Source organism: Methanothermobacter sp. K4, from assembly GCF_022014235.1.
Taxonomy (GTDB): domain Archaea; phylum Methanobacteriota; class Methanobacteria; order Methanobacteriales; family Methanothermobacteraceae; genus Methanothermobacter.
This window is the reverse complement of record NZ_JAKLTD010000002.1, coordinates 515,347-530,132: the sequence shown is the minus strand read 5'-3', so window position 1 is coordinate 530,132 and position 14,786 is coordinate 515,347. Positions and strand designations below refer to the sequence as shown.

Here is a 14,786-nt window from a genome sequence, read left to right as displayed (position 1 = left end):
ATCATTTCATTTTTCTTTCGCAGTCCATACAGTAATCTGTGTCCCTGTCGGTTTTGAATAGTTTGCCGCATCCCCTGCAGTTAACATACCTGAGTCCTGATTTTTTCTTTTCAAGTATACCTGTCTGGCATGCACAGGCCCTTGAGGAGATCATGGCCTTTATTTTACCCTCAAAGCCCTTTTCTTCATCCTTAACCATTGAATTCACCATAAAAAGTGGATCAGGAAAGGATATTCATTATCTCTTCCTTTGAGGCGACTCTCCCCATGATTTTGAGTTCACCGTCAACTGCAAGTCCGGGGAGGGCTGTGAGTCCCGCTTCAAGTATCTCGTCCATGTCCTTTACCTTCTCGAACTCTGCATCTATTCCCAGTTCCTTAACAGCTTCCCTTGCATTTTTCTCAAGCATCTGGCAGTTTGCACATCCTGTACCATAGATTCGTATCTTCATCCTATCACCTCAATTATATTATCATGTTGAATAGGTAACCTGTCAGTGTTATGGAGACTGCGAGTATTGCTATGAATGTTCCGAGGAGCCTGGGCTTCATAACCTTTCTGAGGATTATCATTTCAGGGAGTGATAGGGCTGTTATTGACATCATAAGTGCCAGGGCGGTTCCGACTGCCATTCCCTTCTCTATGAGTGCTGATATGAGGGGTATGGTCCCCGCTGCATTTGAATAGAGGGGGACACCTATGAGTACAGCCATGGGGACTGCGAGGAGGTTATCTGAACCTGCATATTCCAGCAGGAAATCGGATGGTAGATAGCCGTGTATCCATCCACCTATGGCTATCGCGACTATTATGTAGGGTGAGACCCTGCGGAGTATATCCTTCATTTCGTTTTTGGCTATCATGTACCTTTCCCTGAGGGTTGGTTTCGGGAGCTCAAGATTGGCTGTGCCAATTGCCTTCATCTTCTCAAGTGTTTCATAGACGTAGTCCTCAAGCTGGCTTTCCATTTTGAGTTTTCCTATGAGGACACCGCCGACCACAGCTATTATGTACCCTGATATGATGTAGAATGCGGTTATCTGCCACCCGAAGAGTCCCAGAAGGAGTACTATCGCTATTTCGTTTATCATGGGTGATGATATGAGGAATGAGAAAGTTGCGCCCAGGGGCACGCCTGCCTCAACGAACCCTATGAATAGGGGGACAGCTGAACATGAGCAGAATGGTGTGATTATACCGACAATGGCTGCAATGAAGTTCCCTGTATATTTATGCCTTTTTTCAAGGATCTCCCTGACCCTGTTGGGCGGTATGTATGTCCTTATGAATGATATGATGAATATGAGTGTTGCAAGGAGGATGAATATCTTTATGGTGTCGTATATGAAGAAGTTAACAGCGCTTCCGAGGTGTGATGCTGGTTCAAGGCCAATGAGATTGTAGGTTACATAATCGGCGAATTCCTGTAACAAACTTCAACCTCCGGATCAATATATTCAAATCTATGGATATATTTCTTATTTCTGCCGCAACTTTATATAACTTTCGGTATCATCCACCACTCACTGAGGATAAACCACTGAAAAAATAGGATTGAAGCTAAAGGAGCTTTGCACGATCATAAACATTTTTAAGCGTCTGCATATCCACACTGGTGTAGATCTGCGTGGTTGAAAGGTTTGAATGCCCCAGAAGCTGCTGTATGGCCCTTATATCCACACCGTTCTTGAGGAGGTGAGTTGCAAAGGAGTGCCTGAGGATATGGGGGGTCACCTTCTTGTTTATACCAGCCTTCCTGGCGTAATTCTTTATCATCATCTGGACGTACCTCGGTGTGAGAGGGTCCCCGAAGCGGTTGAGGAAGAGGTACTCACTCTCATGGACCCTCCCGCTGAGGTAATCCATAAGGAGGTCCCTTGTGCTCTCATCAAACAGGACTATACGATCCTTATCGCCTTTACCCCTTATCCTTATTGTCCGCTCACCGGTGTCAATATCATTGACCTTGAGTGAAACAAGCTCAGAGACCCTAAGACCTGAGGAGTAAAGGAGCGAGAGTATCAGTCTATCCCTGGTCTTTATGAATCTCTTAATGGCTGAACCATCATCTGAGACTTCAACTGCATTGATGAGCCTCATAACCTCATCCTCATTGAGGGACTTGGGTAGGGACTTTGTCCTCTTGGGCGCCTTGACCTCCTGCAGGCAGTCTATTTCACTGAACTCAAAGAACTTCTTGATAACAACAGTGACAAGATAGATATAGTTCTGGGTGACGTTCTTCTCCCTTTTAAGGTGCTGTATGTACCTCTTGAAGGACCTCAGAACCCTCCTATCATCGTAGAGGTCATCCTCATCCATCAGAAATTCATAGAAATTTTTAACAATTGACCTGTATGTTTTGATGGTGTTTGGGGAATAATTCCTGATTTCAAGTTCCACAAGGTAGTCCTCAATGAGTTCCGGGAAATTGTAGCGTTCAAGAAGACCCTGTTTTTCCTCTGACTCTCTCTTCATGTTCATGGTATCTACCATAAATCTCCACTTAAATCTTGCGGATCACGTTAGGGTCTCAACTGATAATCACATGTAGCTCCGATCTATGTTCTCACTGTTATAACTTTGATGCGACATCCTCTGTGAACTTGAAAGGTCCTTCTCAAGGGCCTTCTCATAGCTCTTGTACCTCCTGAGGATCTGGTCCTCGATGGAAACGGCCTTCCTTATTGCAACCTCCATGTGCCTGGTCTCAATGTAGGTGCTATCATCCATCACAGCAAGGTCCCCGGCCATCCTCACAACACCACCGAGGTCCCTGAGGCGGAGTGTAAGGGCGTCTTCCACTTCATCAATGACCCTGGCCCTCCTCTTCGCCTCCTCAATAAGGAGTTCAACAGCGGCAGCCCGTGCATGGGGTATCTTCCCATCCAGTTCTATCTCCTGTGCAACAAACTGCGCGATTTTTGCCCTGTTTTCATCGGTATCAGGCATCGTGGTATTCAGGAGAAGCTCGTAGCCCTCTCCCTGAACCCTTGAGCGGAGGGGGGGAAGTATGTACTGGAGATCAGCGATGTTACAGGCACCCACGAATATGAAGTCACAGGGGACCTCATCAACCTTAACGGAACTCCCGGCGCTCTGGGGGTTCCTGCCGACTATGGGGAATGTCTTATCCTGCATGGCAGTGAATATGAACCTCTGAAGGCCGGCTATGTGGACTATCTCGTCTATGAATAGGACGCCCTCATGGGCCTCGTGGATTGCACCGGGGACAACACGCTCATAGGGCTGGGAACCCAGGTCAGGGTGTCCTCCGTAGGGGTCATGGCGAACATCACCCAGGAGTTCGGTTTCACTTGCCCCCGTGGCCTGAATGAAGGTTTTTCTCTCAAGGGGGACTATGACGTTTCTGGGTTTCTCTTCAACCATCTGCCTCCTCTTTTCAAGGGCCCTCTGATCAAGGACCTTGATGCTGTCTCCGCCGACCCTCTCGTATATTACAACCTCCTCAACACCATCCATTATCCTGGTGGTTGTGACCCTCTTCTGGGGCACGCTGAGGCTCCCTGAACTCATCTCGAACATCCCGAGGAGGTCCCCGATGTGCTTCCTCCTTGCCTTAATATGGGAGAACTTATCACCGCCACATTTGGGGCAGATGCTGTTGTAGGCGCTACTGTACTCGCCACAGTGTATGCACTTGAATCCCAGGCGTTCTGCAACAGCCTCAGGGACACTTTGGGGATCTATGAGTTCACCCTCAGCCCTTTCAATCTCAAGGATTTCATCCTCTATTTCCTTACGGCTTTTAACCTCAACGAATGGCCTCTCAGGCCTTTCAGGGTTATGGACAACTGTTATCTCCTCTGATGGTTCAGGGAGGTGAAATGATATCGCCTGGGCAAGCAGGGACTTTCCTATGCCTGGCGGCCCCACTAGAAGCAGGTGCCGCCTCTGCTTTGCAGCTATCTTTATCATGGGCATGACGTCCTCATGCCCTATGACCCTCTCAAGGGGATCTTCAGGTATCTTAACGTCTTCTGTTGTGTTTATATCCTTCAGGTACTCACGGTTCATGTCGACATACATTTTGATGCCTTCTATGGGTTCAGGTGTGGCCTGTTATGAGTTTGAGGTTGTGGGGTTTCTTGACAATGTCCCCGCTCCTCACAGCCACAAGGTATCTGAGTCCCTTCTCAAAGGAGAGGTCAACAAGGCGCTGGGTTATCACACCATCAAAGACCACAGCGTAGGGGTGGTTGTTGACGCGGCTTAGTTCATCGTAGAGGTTCTCCACCTTGACCTCCTTCAGTATATTGAGGGCATCATCCAGTATCTCCGCGTTTCCTGTCCCCTCAAGTTCCTTCAGGATGTTCCGGAGGAGCAACATCTTGTCCTCTGATTTCTTCTTCTCCTTCTGCATCCCCAGGTCATGGTAGAACTGTTCCACCGGCACCTTGTTTCTGAGGGCCATCATGATCTCATCCTTCTCAAGGTCCTCCACCTCCTTGCCCTTTGGGGCCCTTGTGACGTAGTCTATGTCCCCCACCTGGAGGAGCTCCTTGAGGATGAGTTCACCGCCCCGGTCACCATCGACAAATGCCGTCACCGTTTTCTTCTTTGTGAGCTCTGCAACGGTTCTTGGTACGCTGACCCCCTCAACTGCAATGGCGTTCTTTATACCGTACTTTAGGAGGTTGAGGACATCGGATCTTCCCTCCACAACAAGTATGGCGTCTGAGGTTTCAACGTTGGGTCCTGCTGGAAGCTTTTCATCACCGTACTCTGTGATCTCATGGACCCTCATGGCCTCCTTGACCTCTTCGATCATTCTGAGGCTTTCAGGGGTGACCTCCTCCATCATACTGGCGTATATTTCCTTGGCCCTCTCAACAACCCTTTTACGTTTAACCGCACGGACGTCCTCAACCTTTGTGACCTGAATGTAGGCCTCACATGGTCCGACACGGTTTATTGTTTCAAGGGAAGCTGCAAGTATGGCGGTTTCAACACGGTCAAGGCTTGATGGGATGATTATCTCCCCCTTTGATTTACCACCCCTGGATGTGATGTTGACCTTGATCCTCCCGATTCTACCTGTTTTCTGAAGTTCCCTGAGATCAAGGTCATTACTGAGAAGACCTTCAGTCTGTCCAAATATTGCCCCAACAACATCAGGTTTCTCAACGATTCCGTTAGCATTAATTTGAGCGTGAATGAGGTATTTGGTTGTACTTATTTCTTCTTTTCCCATGTAAACCCTCCTTTGAGGAATGAACTGGTTATCAAATTGAAAAAATATGATGATAACAGTTTTCAGATATTATCAAGGGGGTATGGGCATACCTCCAGCTTCAGCCTTTCTATGTATGAGGGAAGGCTCTGTATGTCCTTGATGTATCTTCTGGTCATCCCCATGAGTCTTCTCCGTATTCTGAGGTCTGGATTCGCTCCAAGGCTCTGTATATCAGTGTACAATCTTTTTGCAAGTTCACTGCCCTTCCTGTCAAAGTCTGTTAGTATGATGACCCTCGAGGCACTGGCTGCCCGGAGGGCGATTTCAGAAAGTCCCATCATGGAACCTGAAACCTTTATGAAGGGTCCCTCGACACCCAGTTCCCGCAGGGCCTCCTCGTCCTTCCGGCCCTCGATGAGAATGGGTACTCCAAGTTCTCCCTGGTATTTAAGTTCATTTATTTCATGGGTTATCTGCTGAAGCTTTATAAGAGACATATTAAGCCCTTTCAGTAGCTTGATAATATCTATATTTTATATGGAGATACTGATATATAAAATAATCACAGATGTCCCGCTCTGGAATGGGACTATATTTAAATATCGTTTCTATCATAATACCCATATCATTTTAAAGAATCATGGAGGAAAGATGGTGGCTAAGGGCCTTATAAGAATTGTTCTGGATATACTCAAACCACACGAACCCATAATACCTGAATATGCCAAGTACCTGAGTGAACTCAGGGGCGTTGAGGGTGTTAACATAACCCTCATGGAGATCGATAAGGAGACAGAGAACATCAAGGTTACGATTCAGGGAAACGACCTCGATTTTGATGAGATAACAAGGGCCATTGAGAGTTATGGGGGCTCCATTCACAGCGTTGACGAAGTTGTAGCTGGAAAAACCATGGTAGAAGAGGTTACAACTCCCCAGGATTGATTATATGGCCATAAAAGGCATAAAACCCATTGAACGCCTGAGAAGTTTCCGCAGCCCAGGGGATCCCCTGAGGCTTCTTTCTGACATATCGGCCCCCCAGGTTTCAGATGCACTAAAGGCGGTGGCCGGTATAAATGGGGTTATACCCTCCATAAAGCCCGTTAACAACCTCAGACTCTGCGGATGGGCTGTTACCGCAAGCACATCAAGCAGTGACTGGGGGACCTCTGTAATGGCCATAGAAGCTGCAGGTAAAGGTGATGTTGTTTTTATAGGGACTGATGGCGATGATATGGCTGTCTGGGGGGAGCTCACATCAAAAACCGCCATGGCCAAGGGCATAGCAGGTGCTGTGATCTATGGATCCTGCAGGGATATGGATGCCCTTCTTGAACTTGACTTCCCGGTATTCTCCAGGGATTATGTCCCATGCGCGGGGGAACCGCTCGCAGAGGGCAGGCTGAACGTGACCCTTGAGTGCGATGGTGTCAGAATTGAGAGTGGAGACCTCATATTTGGAGATGAATCTGGAGTGGTTGTTGTTCCCGCAGAGTTTGTACCTGACGTTGTTCGCGCCGCAATGGAAATCAGAAAGAAGGAATCATCCATCAAAGAGAAGCTTGATGAGGGCTTCAAGCTTTCTGAGATTCTTGGATTGAAGTAGTGGGTTTTCATGGGAGAGAGGGACGTTTTTGCTTACATAGGGGAGAATAAGCGTACCATAATTCTCTCCTTCATTGCTGTTGCTGTCCTCATATTCATCATAGGATTATTTGCAGGTTTTGGGGATATTCTGAGGGCCCTTGAGAGGACCAGCCCCTATTTTCTTGCGGTGAACTTTCTTCTGGAGGCACTCATACTTGTGCTGTGGACGGTGAGATGGAGGCTTATACTGAACCTGGTTGACGATGCTCCATCGTTTCCCAGGCTCATGATGCTTCTTTTTGCAAGTATCTTCGGTAACAACATAACACCAGGGGCCGCAGGTGGCGAGCCACTGAGGGCATACCTCCTGCGGGAGGTTGAGGGGACGCCATTTGAGATCGGCTTTGCATCGTCAACAGCAGACAGGGTCTTTGAATTCATACCCTTTGCGGTTATATCAATTCTCTCAGCGGTCCTCATCATGACATGGAGCATATCCATCTGGACGAGGGTTGTTGTGAGTGTTCTCATCTTTTTCACAATCGCATTTTTCTCAGCTGCAATTTATGCCGGGATGAACCGGGATATTGCCCAGAGGCTTGCGCTTTCTGTTGTGAGAAGAGCTGTGGAGTGGGTTTCAAGGTTCAGGAAGGGTGATATCAGTTTCTCCAGAATACATGAGAGGGTCATATTCTATATAAACAGGTTCAGTGAGGGCTTTTCAACAGCGATAACTGATAAGAGGGTCTTTATAGCGGGTTTTTTTGTTTCGCTTGGAATGTGGGCCCTTGATGTTTGCCGCCTCTATGTTTGCTTCCTGGCGGTTGGGGTTTCACCACCTGCAGTACCCCTTATAATAATCTACACCGTGGGGATCCTGATATCACTTTTACCACTTCTACCAGGATCCCTTGGACTAAGGGAGGGTATACTTGTGGGCCTATTCGCTGTTGCAGGGATAGGGGCTGATTATGTCATGGCTGCCAGTGTGGTTGATAGGATCGCAAGTTACTTTGCACCAACCATGATAGGTTTTCTTGCGGCGCTGTATTATGGTAGATACATAATGGCCCCTGGGGATTAACTCAAGAAAACCGTGCACATCCCTGTACATCAAACACTGTTTTAATATAAAATTATCGAAACATTTATATACTAGTAGGTAAAGAGTACACTATATAAAATTTTCGGTGAATTATGAAGAGCTTAGGGAATATTTCACATGTCTCCAGCAAGGGAAGAATAATAGTACGTTCCACCAGAACACCGCAGCTTGGAGCACCCGTTTTTACTTCTGAAGGGAGAATGATAGGAAAAGTGCACGATATCTTCGGTCCAACACGAAATCCATACATATCAGTAAAACCAGTTCGTGCAATAAAACCTAAAAAGTTTGAGAACCGAGCTGGAGAGACTTTATACGTGGGTATAAAGAATGTGAAAAAATGGGGGCGAAGGAAACGAAGGAAAAAATGAGGTCTGATGTTTCTGAAATAGAGAAGGAAACAAAATGCCCTGAGTGCGGCTCCGAGGATCTCAGGGGCGACTACGAAAGGGCTGAAATAGTATGTGGAAAGTGTGGTCTTGTCATAGACGATAACCTGGTTGACATGGGTCCAGAATGGAGGGCCTTCGACCATGAACAGCGTGACAAGAGGACAAGAGTGGGGGCACCCATAACCTACACCATACACGACAAGGGTCTATCAACAATGATAGACTGGAGAAACAAGGACATATACGGAAGGGACATCCCCGCACGGAACAGGGCCCAGTGGTACCGCCTCAGGAAGTGGCAGAGGAAGATAAGGATCTCAGGGGCAACAGAGAGGAACCTCGCATTTGCCCTGAGTGAACTCGACCGTGACTCCTCAAGACTGGGACTCCCAAGAAGCGTCAGGGAAGCCGCATCAATGGTCTACAGGAGGGCAGTTGAAAACAAACTCATCAGGGGAAGAAGCATTGAGAGAGTCGTTGCAGCGTCACTCTACGCGGCATGCAGAAGTTGCAACGTTCCCAGAACACTTGATGAGATTGCGGAGGTCTCAAGGGTCAGCAAGAAGGAGGTTGGAAGGACCTACAGGTTCTTAACAAGGGAACTCAATATAAAGCTGCCGCCAACATCCCCCGTTGACTACGTGCCAAGGTTTGCAAGTGAACTTGGCCTCTCAGGGGAGGTCCAGTCCAAGGCCATTGAGATCATAGAGATGGCAATGAAGAACGGTCTCACATCAGGTAGGGGCCCCACCGGTGTTGCAGCAGCAGCCCTATACATCGCATCGGTCCTCCTTGGGGAGCGCAAGACCCAGAGGGACGTTGCAGAGGTTGCAGGTGTAACCGAGGTGACAATAAGGAACAGGTACAAGGAGCTCACAGAGCAGCTTGATCTTGGTGTGACACTCTAGTTACACCAGGAACAATTTTTAATGAGTTTTATATCAGGATCTCTCTTTTGCACTGTTTTTGGGTGAAATTCAGAATGAATTGTTTCTTATATTCTTCATACAGTTCTGAAATCATGGATTTTCAAATAGAAGCTACGAAATTCAGAATGAATTGTTTCTTATTCTTCATACAGTTCTGAAATCATGGATTTTCAAATAGAAGCTACAATATTCTATTTTTCTCAAATTTATCGGACCTTTAAAAATGAGAAAAACTGCTAAAAGAACCTTCAGAAACGGTTCTGCGGTTTAACATCCCCTTGAGCACTCATCTATTGCCCTCTTAAGGGCATCTATTATCTCATTGTTACCCCCATCATAATCCTCAAGGTTCCGTCTGTAGACGTCAAGCCGCCCAAGGAACCCCTCAAGAGTCTCCCTTTCTGTCTCCTCATGGAATTCGCCGTAACCCAGCTTCTCAAGGTATAACGCGTTGAGTATCTGCTCGAACTGTCCCTTAACAGGAACACTGTAGACTGGCTTTCTGAGGTAGAGGGCCTCACTTATCAGGGTGAAGCCGCCGTTTGTTATAACCGCAGCCGCAGACTCAAAGTCCCTGAAGAACCGGTCCTCATTGAATCTCCTGAAGGTGAGGTTGCCATCCACTTCCTCCCTGTCAAAGCCGTATACGATGAAGTCCCTGTCTATACTTTTCAGGATCTCAATGAGCCTCCTGTTTGACCTGCTGGTCTGGTATACCAGCACATGATCCCCATAGTAAGGATCAAGATTCATTATCTCCTCCCTCAGGACAGGGGGATACATTGATACCTTCTTGGGATTTTTAACCTCAGGGAAGAAGTAACTGGTTATGAGGTATCGTCTGGGCCTTACAATGAATGACCTCACAACAGCCGCGGCCTTGATCTTGTCCCGCCTGAATTTCTCAGGGTACTCTATCCTGCACTGGGTTATGACGTGCATGTTGTCTATGCTTATTAGGGGTATCCTGAGCATGTTGCTTATGACACTGGCATAGAACTCAAAGTCAGAAACCACAACATCCGGTCTGAAATCTCTTGCTATCCTGTAGAGAAGCTTGAGGTTCTCCTTGAGGTCCCTTGGGAACGTTTTCATGGCCTTTACGAATGTTTTGATGTCATTTACACTGTTATCCTCATAGACAGTGTTGAAGCCGTATATCTCATGGACATTATCGAATTTGCTGCTCAGGTACCTGTAGGCACGGTCACTTGCAAATATGAGGACATCATGGTCCTCTGTGAGCTTGTCCAGGATCACCCCACTCCTTATGGCGTGTCCCATCCCCTCACCGCAGACGGAGTAGAGCACCCTCTTCTTCTTAGAGTGCCCAAATTCATATTTGAGGTCTTCTGCACTCACCTTCTTCCCCATGAAGTCATATACTGTGCTCTTTGTGTACTTGAATGCCAGGTTTCTGAGGCCCTCCTTTTCAAGCCTCCTTATGGATACCAGAACCCTGGGTTTCCTCAGAACCCTGAACCTGCTTATCTTACCTATGCGCTCAATGTAGTCGGTATCCTCCCCGAAGTCAAGGGACTCATCGAAACCACCGACCCTTTCATGGAGTTCCTTGCGGGTCAGTATTCCGTAGCAGCCTGCCCCATGGGGTTTAATGGATTCAACGAGTATCATGAATCTGTTCGCGAATTCGTGGAGTATCTTATCACGCCTTCTGGTTGAGAGGGGTATCATCTGGGTTATGGCAATTCCCAGGTTCTCTGATTCGAATTCCTCCACAGCATCCCTGAGGTACCCGTCGGTGAGGACAAGGTCAGCATCCAGGAAGAGGAGGAGTTCTCCCCTGGCGACCTCAGCCCCCCGGTTCCTTCCGGTTGCGGGCATTCCACCCTCAACCACCCTGCAGCCGTACTCTTCTGCAATTTTTATTGTATTATCCTCAGAGTTTGCATCTGCCACTATAACCTCGTAGTCTGTGAAGTCCTGTTCCCTTATGCTCTCAAGCAGCGCCGGTAGATATTCCTCCTCATTGTATGTAGGTATGATTATACTGAGTTTCATCCCTTATCCTCCTTCAGAAGAATGAAAAGAAGTTCCATGTCATGAAGAACCCGCTGCATCTGCCATCAAGGCGACGGGTTAACCTATCAAGGAGCACCATCTCGTTCTGCTCCGGTGAAAGCCTCAGTATCAGCATATCACCCTTTCTCTCCTCTGAGAGAACAGTGAGTCCCTCAAGGTTGGGGGTGCCTGATGGCTCAAGGATGGTAACCTCATAGTATCCGGGCACTGACCCCAGGATCCCAAGGAGCACCCTCAGAACAACCAGTGAGGCTATTATGAGGGCCGGGATTTTAAGGTTTCCCGGGCTGAAGGGGACCCTGAGGGCGCTCATACCTATAATCCCTGATAGCCCGACAAGTGCTGGGGTTGAGAAGAGACCCCCGTCTATTATGCCTATTATGGTTGATGCTGTGGCGAATATGACTATCGCCACATGGAAATCCCTTCTGTCACCTGTTGATAGAAGCCCAAGGATGTATATCAGTGTGATGGAGGTGATTGTAACTGGCAGAAGGAATGGGATGTGACCTGCCAGTGATGAACCGATGTGGATACCTGATGAGGCAGGCACTACAAGCCCGGTGAGGGGGCTTAGGCTTGCCTTGAATATATGGGAGTGGGTCAGGCTCGTTGAGGCAGCCGGACTCATTGATATGAAGGTCGTGAATGGTGATACATTCATTTTAAGGCGGAGTGCCACCTCAACTGCGAGGCCCGTGAGGTAGGTTACAAGTGCTATGATCGCCGAGGTGTAGAGGTAGGTGTTCTTATCAGGGCCTTCAGGACCAAAAATTCCACCCTCCCTGAAGAGGGGCGCAAGGATGAACATGGTCCCCATTATGGTGAAGAATATCACATCCTTGCCCTCTGAGGAACCCATGAGGAATACGTGTGTTAAGGGTGTTATTATCGGGTCGAGGATGTCTGTGGTGAAGAGTGTGATTGCCAGTGCAATGAAGATTATGCCGGCTGCCATGAATCTGTCTGATCTCAAAGTTATTCACCAGAAGAAATTAATTTAATTAGCAGGGAGAGATATGGATCTTGTCACTTATAAATTAATCGCGGCAATGCTGATGAATGGATACATCAGGTTATAACATGGATCCTGTATTCTATATTACGGCACTTCTTCTTACAGGCATAGTGGCCGGACTTGCCACGGGCCTCCTGGGTGTTGGGGGAGGCTTCATAATAGCTCCTGTACTCTTCTTTCTAATGGAGTCCTCAGGCACACCACCTGATATTGCAATAAGGACGGCCTTTGCAACCAGCCTTGCAGTTATCCTGCCAGCTGCCCTCACAGGGGCTTACTCACATTACAGGAGGGGCTGTGTTGATGCAGGCAGAGCCATACCCATGGGGGCTCTGGGTGCCTGTGGAAGCATCCTGGGGGTCTTAACTGCCACCTCATCACCTGCAGGGATCCTCAGGGTGGTATTCGGATTGCTTCTGATTCTTGTTTCACTGCAGCTCATTCTGTCGTCCAGGATTTCACCCTCCCATGGGAGGAGGAATGCATCCATTCCACTGGGTTTCGTCGCTGGTTTCCTTTCAGGTCTCCTTGGCATCGGTGGTGGGGTGGTCCTCGTACCCCTCCTCGTGCTGGTTGGAGGTTTTGATGTGCTTGAAGCTGTAGGGACATCTTCGGTTGTGATTGCGATGACCGCAGCATCAGGAACAGTCTCCTATCTCCTGAGCGGACCCGGGGGACAGTTTTCTGTGGGATACGTTAACCTGGTCCAGTTCACGGCAATTGCATTCATGAGCGTCCCGGCATCACGTCTCGGTGTTATGGCGGCCCACAGGGTTGACGTGAGGTACATAAGGTACCTCTTCATAGCCCTGCTCCTTGTCACAGGCTTCAGGATGATCCTTTAGGTTTACATGGCCCTCTCCCTGTCATGGGCCAGGGTGATCTCCAGTTTATGTAAAAATCAGGTGAAATTTCATAAAATATATAAAATCAGATGAACATAATAATAGGCTGGTGAGATGATGCTGAAAAAATGGATGGGTCTCCTCTCGGTTATTCTTGGTATTGTATTTCTTGTATCTCCGATCTCGGGTGTAACAGCCATAACTATACTCACGGGCCTTTTGCTCTCGGGTCTTGGCGTGTGGATGCTTGCAAATGCCATCATGGCCAGGAAGTACATGGAGGTGGGGATACTCTGGATGATATTTGCTGTTATAACACTTGCAGTTGGTCTCATGCTTGTTTTCAGGGTCTTCCTCATAAATCAACTTGCCGGGGTATGGCTTTACGTTACAGGCATCCTCCTGCTTGTTGCAGCTATACTGATACTTGCAGCAGACTCCCAGAGTTACCTGAAAAGAAATGCTGGCATAATAAGCGCCATCCTGGGTGTCATATACATCCTCATGGGGGCGCTCTCATTCAGCGCGGTCTTTGTGGGTGTTGCAGTTGGTCTTATACTTGTGGTTTATGGGGTGGCGGTGCTGAGGTCACCGTGAGCCACCCTAAAAAAATCACCTACCTTCTTATTGAGAGAACAACCCACACCACAATGAAAAGCGCGAATATAAGGTAGAAGATTGTCCTTGTTCTCCTCACCCTCTGCTGATTTTTTGATAGGATCTCCTGGCACCTCTCTGAACAGGTCACCTCATCCATGGGTATGGGGGTGCTGCATACAGGACAGTGCTTGTGCGGTTCAACCATTCTCTTTACCTCCATTTGATTGATGAATTTAATCTTCTATGTTTATTCTGGGATAACAGTGGTTCCTATCCCACCATCCATTGCCCTCAGCAGGTTTTCAGGGTCACTACCATTGGCTATGATGGTCTTTATCCCTGACCTCTTTATCATCTTCAGGGCTGTATGGTCAAAGAACTCGTAGGTGCCGGCCTTAACATCGGATTCGCTGAGGTGCTCCAGCATCTCACTGGCGCTGATCTCAGGGTAGAACCTCGCATCAGGGTGCTTCTGGGGGTCCCTGTCATAGAAACCATCAACCGATGTGAGGTTTATCATGAGGTCTGCTCCAACGGTTTCGGCCAGTATCGCCCCAACCGCGTCGGTGCTGTGGGCAGGCTCCGTACCACCCATCACCACTATTCTGCCCGACGCTGCAAACCTGACAGCCTCCCTGAAGTTTTCAGGTACAGATGGGTACGCACTTTCACCCAGGGCTGTTATCAGGATCCGGGCATTCAACCTTGTGACATCAATTCCTATATCATCGCACTGGGCCTCCCCGGCCCCCAGCTTCCTTGCAACCCCTATATAATCACGGGCAGGCCTGCCACCACCCACAACCACAAACAGTTCATGTTCATTCCTAAGTGAATTAAGAATATCGGCGTATGCCCTGAACATTTCATGTGTGAATTCACTTATCAGGATTGATCCTCCAATGGTAATAACAATTCTCATAACGATCCACCGCGAAAATTAGTTGACTCTTCCTTTCCAGTTATGACTGAATCCACTTATATCTTTTCTCCCAGCATCCAGTAAACTTTATAATTACCCCGCCCCATATACAGTTACAGTTTATTTTATCATTTTCATGAGGAG

The 14,786-nt window shown here is 47.9% G+C and carries 18 protein-coding genes; 7 read left to right on the top strand and 11 right to left on the bottom strand.

Annotated features, from left to right (window positions below; translation table 11 throughout):
• Window position 1: 1 nt before the first annotated feature.
• The 7 genes from L5462_RS06470 to L5462_RS06440 form a co-directional block, all read right to left on the bottom strand.
• Window positions 2-199 carry a hypothetical protein gene (locus L5462_RS06470; RefSeq protein WP_237779970.1) on the bottom strand — a complete coding sequence of 66 codons (198 nt, stop codon included), beginning with the start codon at window positions 197-199 and terminating at the stop codon, window positions 2-4.
• Between the two features lie 22 nt (window positions 200-221).
• A complete protein-coding gene (locus L5462_RS06465; protein WP_237779969.1) occupies window positions 222-452 on the bottom strand; it encodes an MTH895/ArsE family thioredoxin-like protein in 231 nt (76 codons plus the stop codon).
• A gap of 13 nt (window positions 453-465) precedes the next feature.
• A complete protein-coding gene (locus tag L5462_RS06460) occupies window positions 466-1,434 on the bottom strand; it encodes a permease (protein WP_237779968.1) in 969 nt (322 codons plus the stop codon).
• Between the two features lie 127 nt (window positions 1,435-1,561).
• A complete protein-coding gene (gene xerA, locus L5462_RS06455) occupies window positions 1,562-2,497 on the bottom strand; it encodes a site-specific tyrosine recombinase/integron integrase (protein WP_237779967.1) in 936 nt (311 codons plus the stop codon).
• Window positions 2,498-2,545: 48 nt separating this feature from the next.
• A complete protein-coding gene (locus L5462_RS06450) occupies window positions 2,546-4,051 on the bottom strand; it encodes an ATP-binding protein (protein ID WP_237779966.1) in 1,506 nt (501 codons plus the stop codon).
• Between the two features lie 19 nt (window positions 4,052-4,070).
• Window positions 4,071-5,216: a DNA primase DnaG gene (gene dnaG / locus L5462_RS06445; protein ID WP_237779965.1), complete on the bottom strand. Its 1,146-nt coding sequence runs from the start codon at window positions 5,214-5,216 to the stop codon at window positions 4,071-4,073.
• Window positions 5,217-5,278: 62 nt separating this feature from the next.
• Window positions 5,279-5,695, bottom strand: a complete 417-nt coding sequence (locus L5462_RS06440; protein WP_237779964.1) for a toprim domain-containing protein — start codon at window positions 5,693-5,695, stop codon at window positions 5,279-5,281.
• A gap of 154 nt (window positions 5,696-5,849) precedes the next feature.
• On the opposite strand from L5462_RS06440, the gene L5462_RS06435 reads away from it, so the two are divergent.
• The 5 genes from L5462_RS06435 to L5462_RS06415 all read left to right on the top strand — a co-directional run bounded on the left by L5462_RS06435 (window position 5,850) and on the right by L5462_RS06415 (window position 9,193).
• The gene (locus L5462_RS06435) at window positions 5,850-6,143 is read left to right on the top strand and encodes a DUF211 domain-containing protein (protein WP_013296094.1); all 294 of its coding nucleotides are present in this window, start codon (window positions 5,850-5,852) and stop codon (window positions 6,141-6,143) included.
• A 4-nt stretch (window positions 6,144-6,147) separates the two neighbouring features.
• The gene (locus L5462_RS06430) at window positions 6,148-6,807 is read left to right on the top strand and encodes an RraA family protein (RefSeq protein WP_237779963.1); all 660 of its coding nucleotides are present in this window, start codon (window positions 6,148-6,150) and stop codon (window positions 6,805-6,807) included.
• Window positions 6,808-6,816: 9 nt separating this feature from the next.
• Window positions 6,817-7,872, top strand: a complete 1,056-nt coding sequence (locus L5462_RS06425) for a UPF0104 family protein (protein WP_237779962.1) — start codon at window positions 6,817-6,819, stop codon at window positions 7,870-7,872.
• 113 nt (window positions 7,873-7,985) lie between these two features.
• A complete protein-coding gene (locus L5462_RS06420) occupies window positions 7,986-8,264 on the top strand; it encodes a Gar1/Naf1 family protein (RefSeq protein ID WP_237779961.1) in 279 nt (92 codons plus the stop codon).
• Complete coding sequence (locus L5462_RS06415) at window positions 8,261-9,193, top strand: transcription initiation factor IIB (protein WP_237779960.1); 933 nt, start codon at window positions 8,261-8,263, stop codon at window positions 9,191-9,193. The genes L5462_RS06420 and L5462_RS06415 overlap by 4 nt, the downstream gene beginning before the upstream one ends.
• Before the next feature lie 288 nt (window positions 9,194-9,481).
• Here L5462_RS06415 and L5462_RS06410 read toward each other — a convergent pair whose 3' ends face one another.
• Window positions 9,482-11,236 carry an MJ1255/VC2487 family glycosyltransferase gene (locus L5462_RS06410; RefSeq protein ID WP_237779959.1) on the bottom strand — a complete coding sequence of 585 codons (1,755 nt, stop codon included), beginning with the start codon at window positions 11,234-11,236 and terminating at the stop codon, window positions 9,482-9,484.
• 13 nt (window positions 11,237-11,249) lie between these two features.
• Entirely contained in the window at window positions 11,250-12,233 is a 984-nt protein-coding gene (locus L5462_RS06405) for a hypothetical protein (RefSeq protein WP_237779958.1), read from the bottom strand.
• A gap of 86 nt (window positions 12,234-12,319) precedes the next feature.
• On the opposite strand from L5462_RS06405, the gene L5462_RS06400 reads away from it, so the two are divergent.
• Together L5462_RS06400 and L5462_RS06395 are read left to right on the top strand one after the other, a co-directional pair.
• The gene (locus L5462_RS06400; protein ID WP_237779957.1) at window positions 12,320-13,120 is read left to right on the top strand and encodes a sulfite exporter TauE/SafE family protein; all 801 of its coding nucleotides are present in this window, start codon (window positions 12,320-12,322) and stop codon (window positions 13,118-13,120) included.
• A 117-nt stretch (window positions 13,121-13,237) separates the two neighbouring features.
• The gene (locus L5462_RS06395) at window positions 13,238-13,717 is read left to right on the top strand and encodes a DUF308 domain-containing protein (RefSeq protein ID WP_237779956.1); all 480 of its coding nucleotides are present in this window, start codon (window positions 13,238-13,240) and stop codon (window positions 13,715-13,717) included.
• Between the two features lie 19 nt (window positions 13,718-13,736).
• Here L5462_RS06395 and L5462_RS06390 read toward each other — a convergent pair whose 3' ends face one another.
• Window positions 13,737-13,925, bottom strand: a complete 189-nt coding sequence (locus L5462_RS06390; RefSeq protein WP_237779955.1) for a DUF2116 family Zn-ribbon domain-containing protein — start codon at window positions 13,923-13,925, stop codon at window positions 13,737-13,739.
• Between the two features lie 42 nt (window positions 13,926-13,967).
• Complete coding sequence (pyrH, locus tag L5462_RS06385) at window positions 13,968-14,642, bottom strand: UMP kinase (RefSeq protein WP_237779954.1); 675 nt, start codon at window positions 14,640-14,642, stop codon at window positions 13,968-13,970.
• Between the last annotated feature and the right edge of the window lie 144 nt (window positions 14,643-14,786).

Coding starts and splice junctions, on each gene's coding strand:
- L5462_RS06470 (WP_237779970.1), bottom strand. CDS start 199: ATGGTTAAGGATGAAGAAAAGGGCTTTGAGGGTAAAATAAAGGCCATG.
- L5462_RS06465 (WP_237779969.1), bottom strand. CDS start 452: ATGAAGATACGAATCTATGGTACAGGATGTGCAAACTGCCAGATGCTT.
- xerA (WP_237779967.1), bottom strand. CDS start 2,497: ATGGTAGATACCATGAACATGAAGAGAGAGTCAGAGGAAAAACAGGGT.
- L5462_RS06450 (WP_237779966.1), bottom strand. CDS start 4,051: ATGTATGTCGACATGAACCGTGAGTACCTGAAGGATATAAACACAACA.
- dnaG (WP_237779965.1), bottom strand. CDS start 5,216: ATGGGAAAAGAAGAAATAAGTACAACCAAATACCTCATTCACGCTCAA.
- L5462_RS06440 (WP_237779964.1), bottom strand. CDS start 5,695: ATGTCTCTTATAAAGCTTCAGCAGATAACCCATGAAATAAATGAACTT.
- L5462_RS06435 (WP_013296094.1), top strand. CDS start 5,850: ATGGTGGCTAAGGGCCTTATAAGAATTGTTCTGGATATACTCAAACCA.
- L5462_RS06430 (WP_237779963.1), top strand. CDS start 6,148: ATGGCCATAAAAGGCATAAAACCCATTGAACGCCTGAGAAGTTTCCGC.
- L5462_RS06425 (WP_237779962.1), top strand. CDS start 6,817: ATGGGAGAGAGGGACGTTTTTGCTTACATAGGGGAGAATAAGCGTACC.
- L5462_RS06420 (WP_237779961.1), top strand. CDS start 7,986: ATGAAGAGCTTAGGGAATATTTCACATGTCTCCAGCAAGGGAAGAATA.
- L5462_RS06415 (WP_237779960.1), top strand. CDS start 8,261: ATGAGGTCTGATGTTTCTGAAATAGAGAAGGAAACAAAATGCCCTGAG.
- L5462_RS06410 (WP_237779959.1), bottom strand. CDS start 11,236: ATGAAACTCAGTATAATCATACCTACATACAATGAGGAGGAATATCTA.
- L5462_RS06400 (WP_237779957.1), top strand. CDS start 12,320: ATGGATACATCAGGTTATAACATGGATCCTGTATTCTATATTACGGCA.
- L5462_RS06395 (WP_237779956.1), top strand. CDS start 13,238: ATGCTGAAAAAATGGATGGGTCTCCTCTCGGTTATTCTTGGTATTGTA.
- L5462_RS06390 (WP_237779955.1), bottom strand. CDS start 13,925: ATGGTTGAACCGCACAAGCACTGTCCTGTATGCAGCACCCCCATACCC.
- pyrH (WP_237779954.1), bottom strand. CDS start 14,642: ATGAGAATTGTTATTACCATTGGAGGATCAATCCTGATAAGTGAATTC.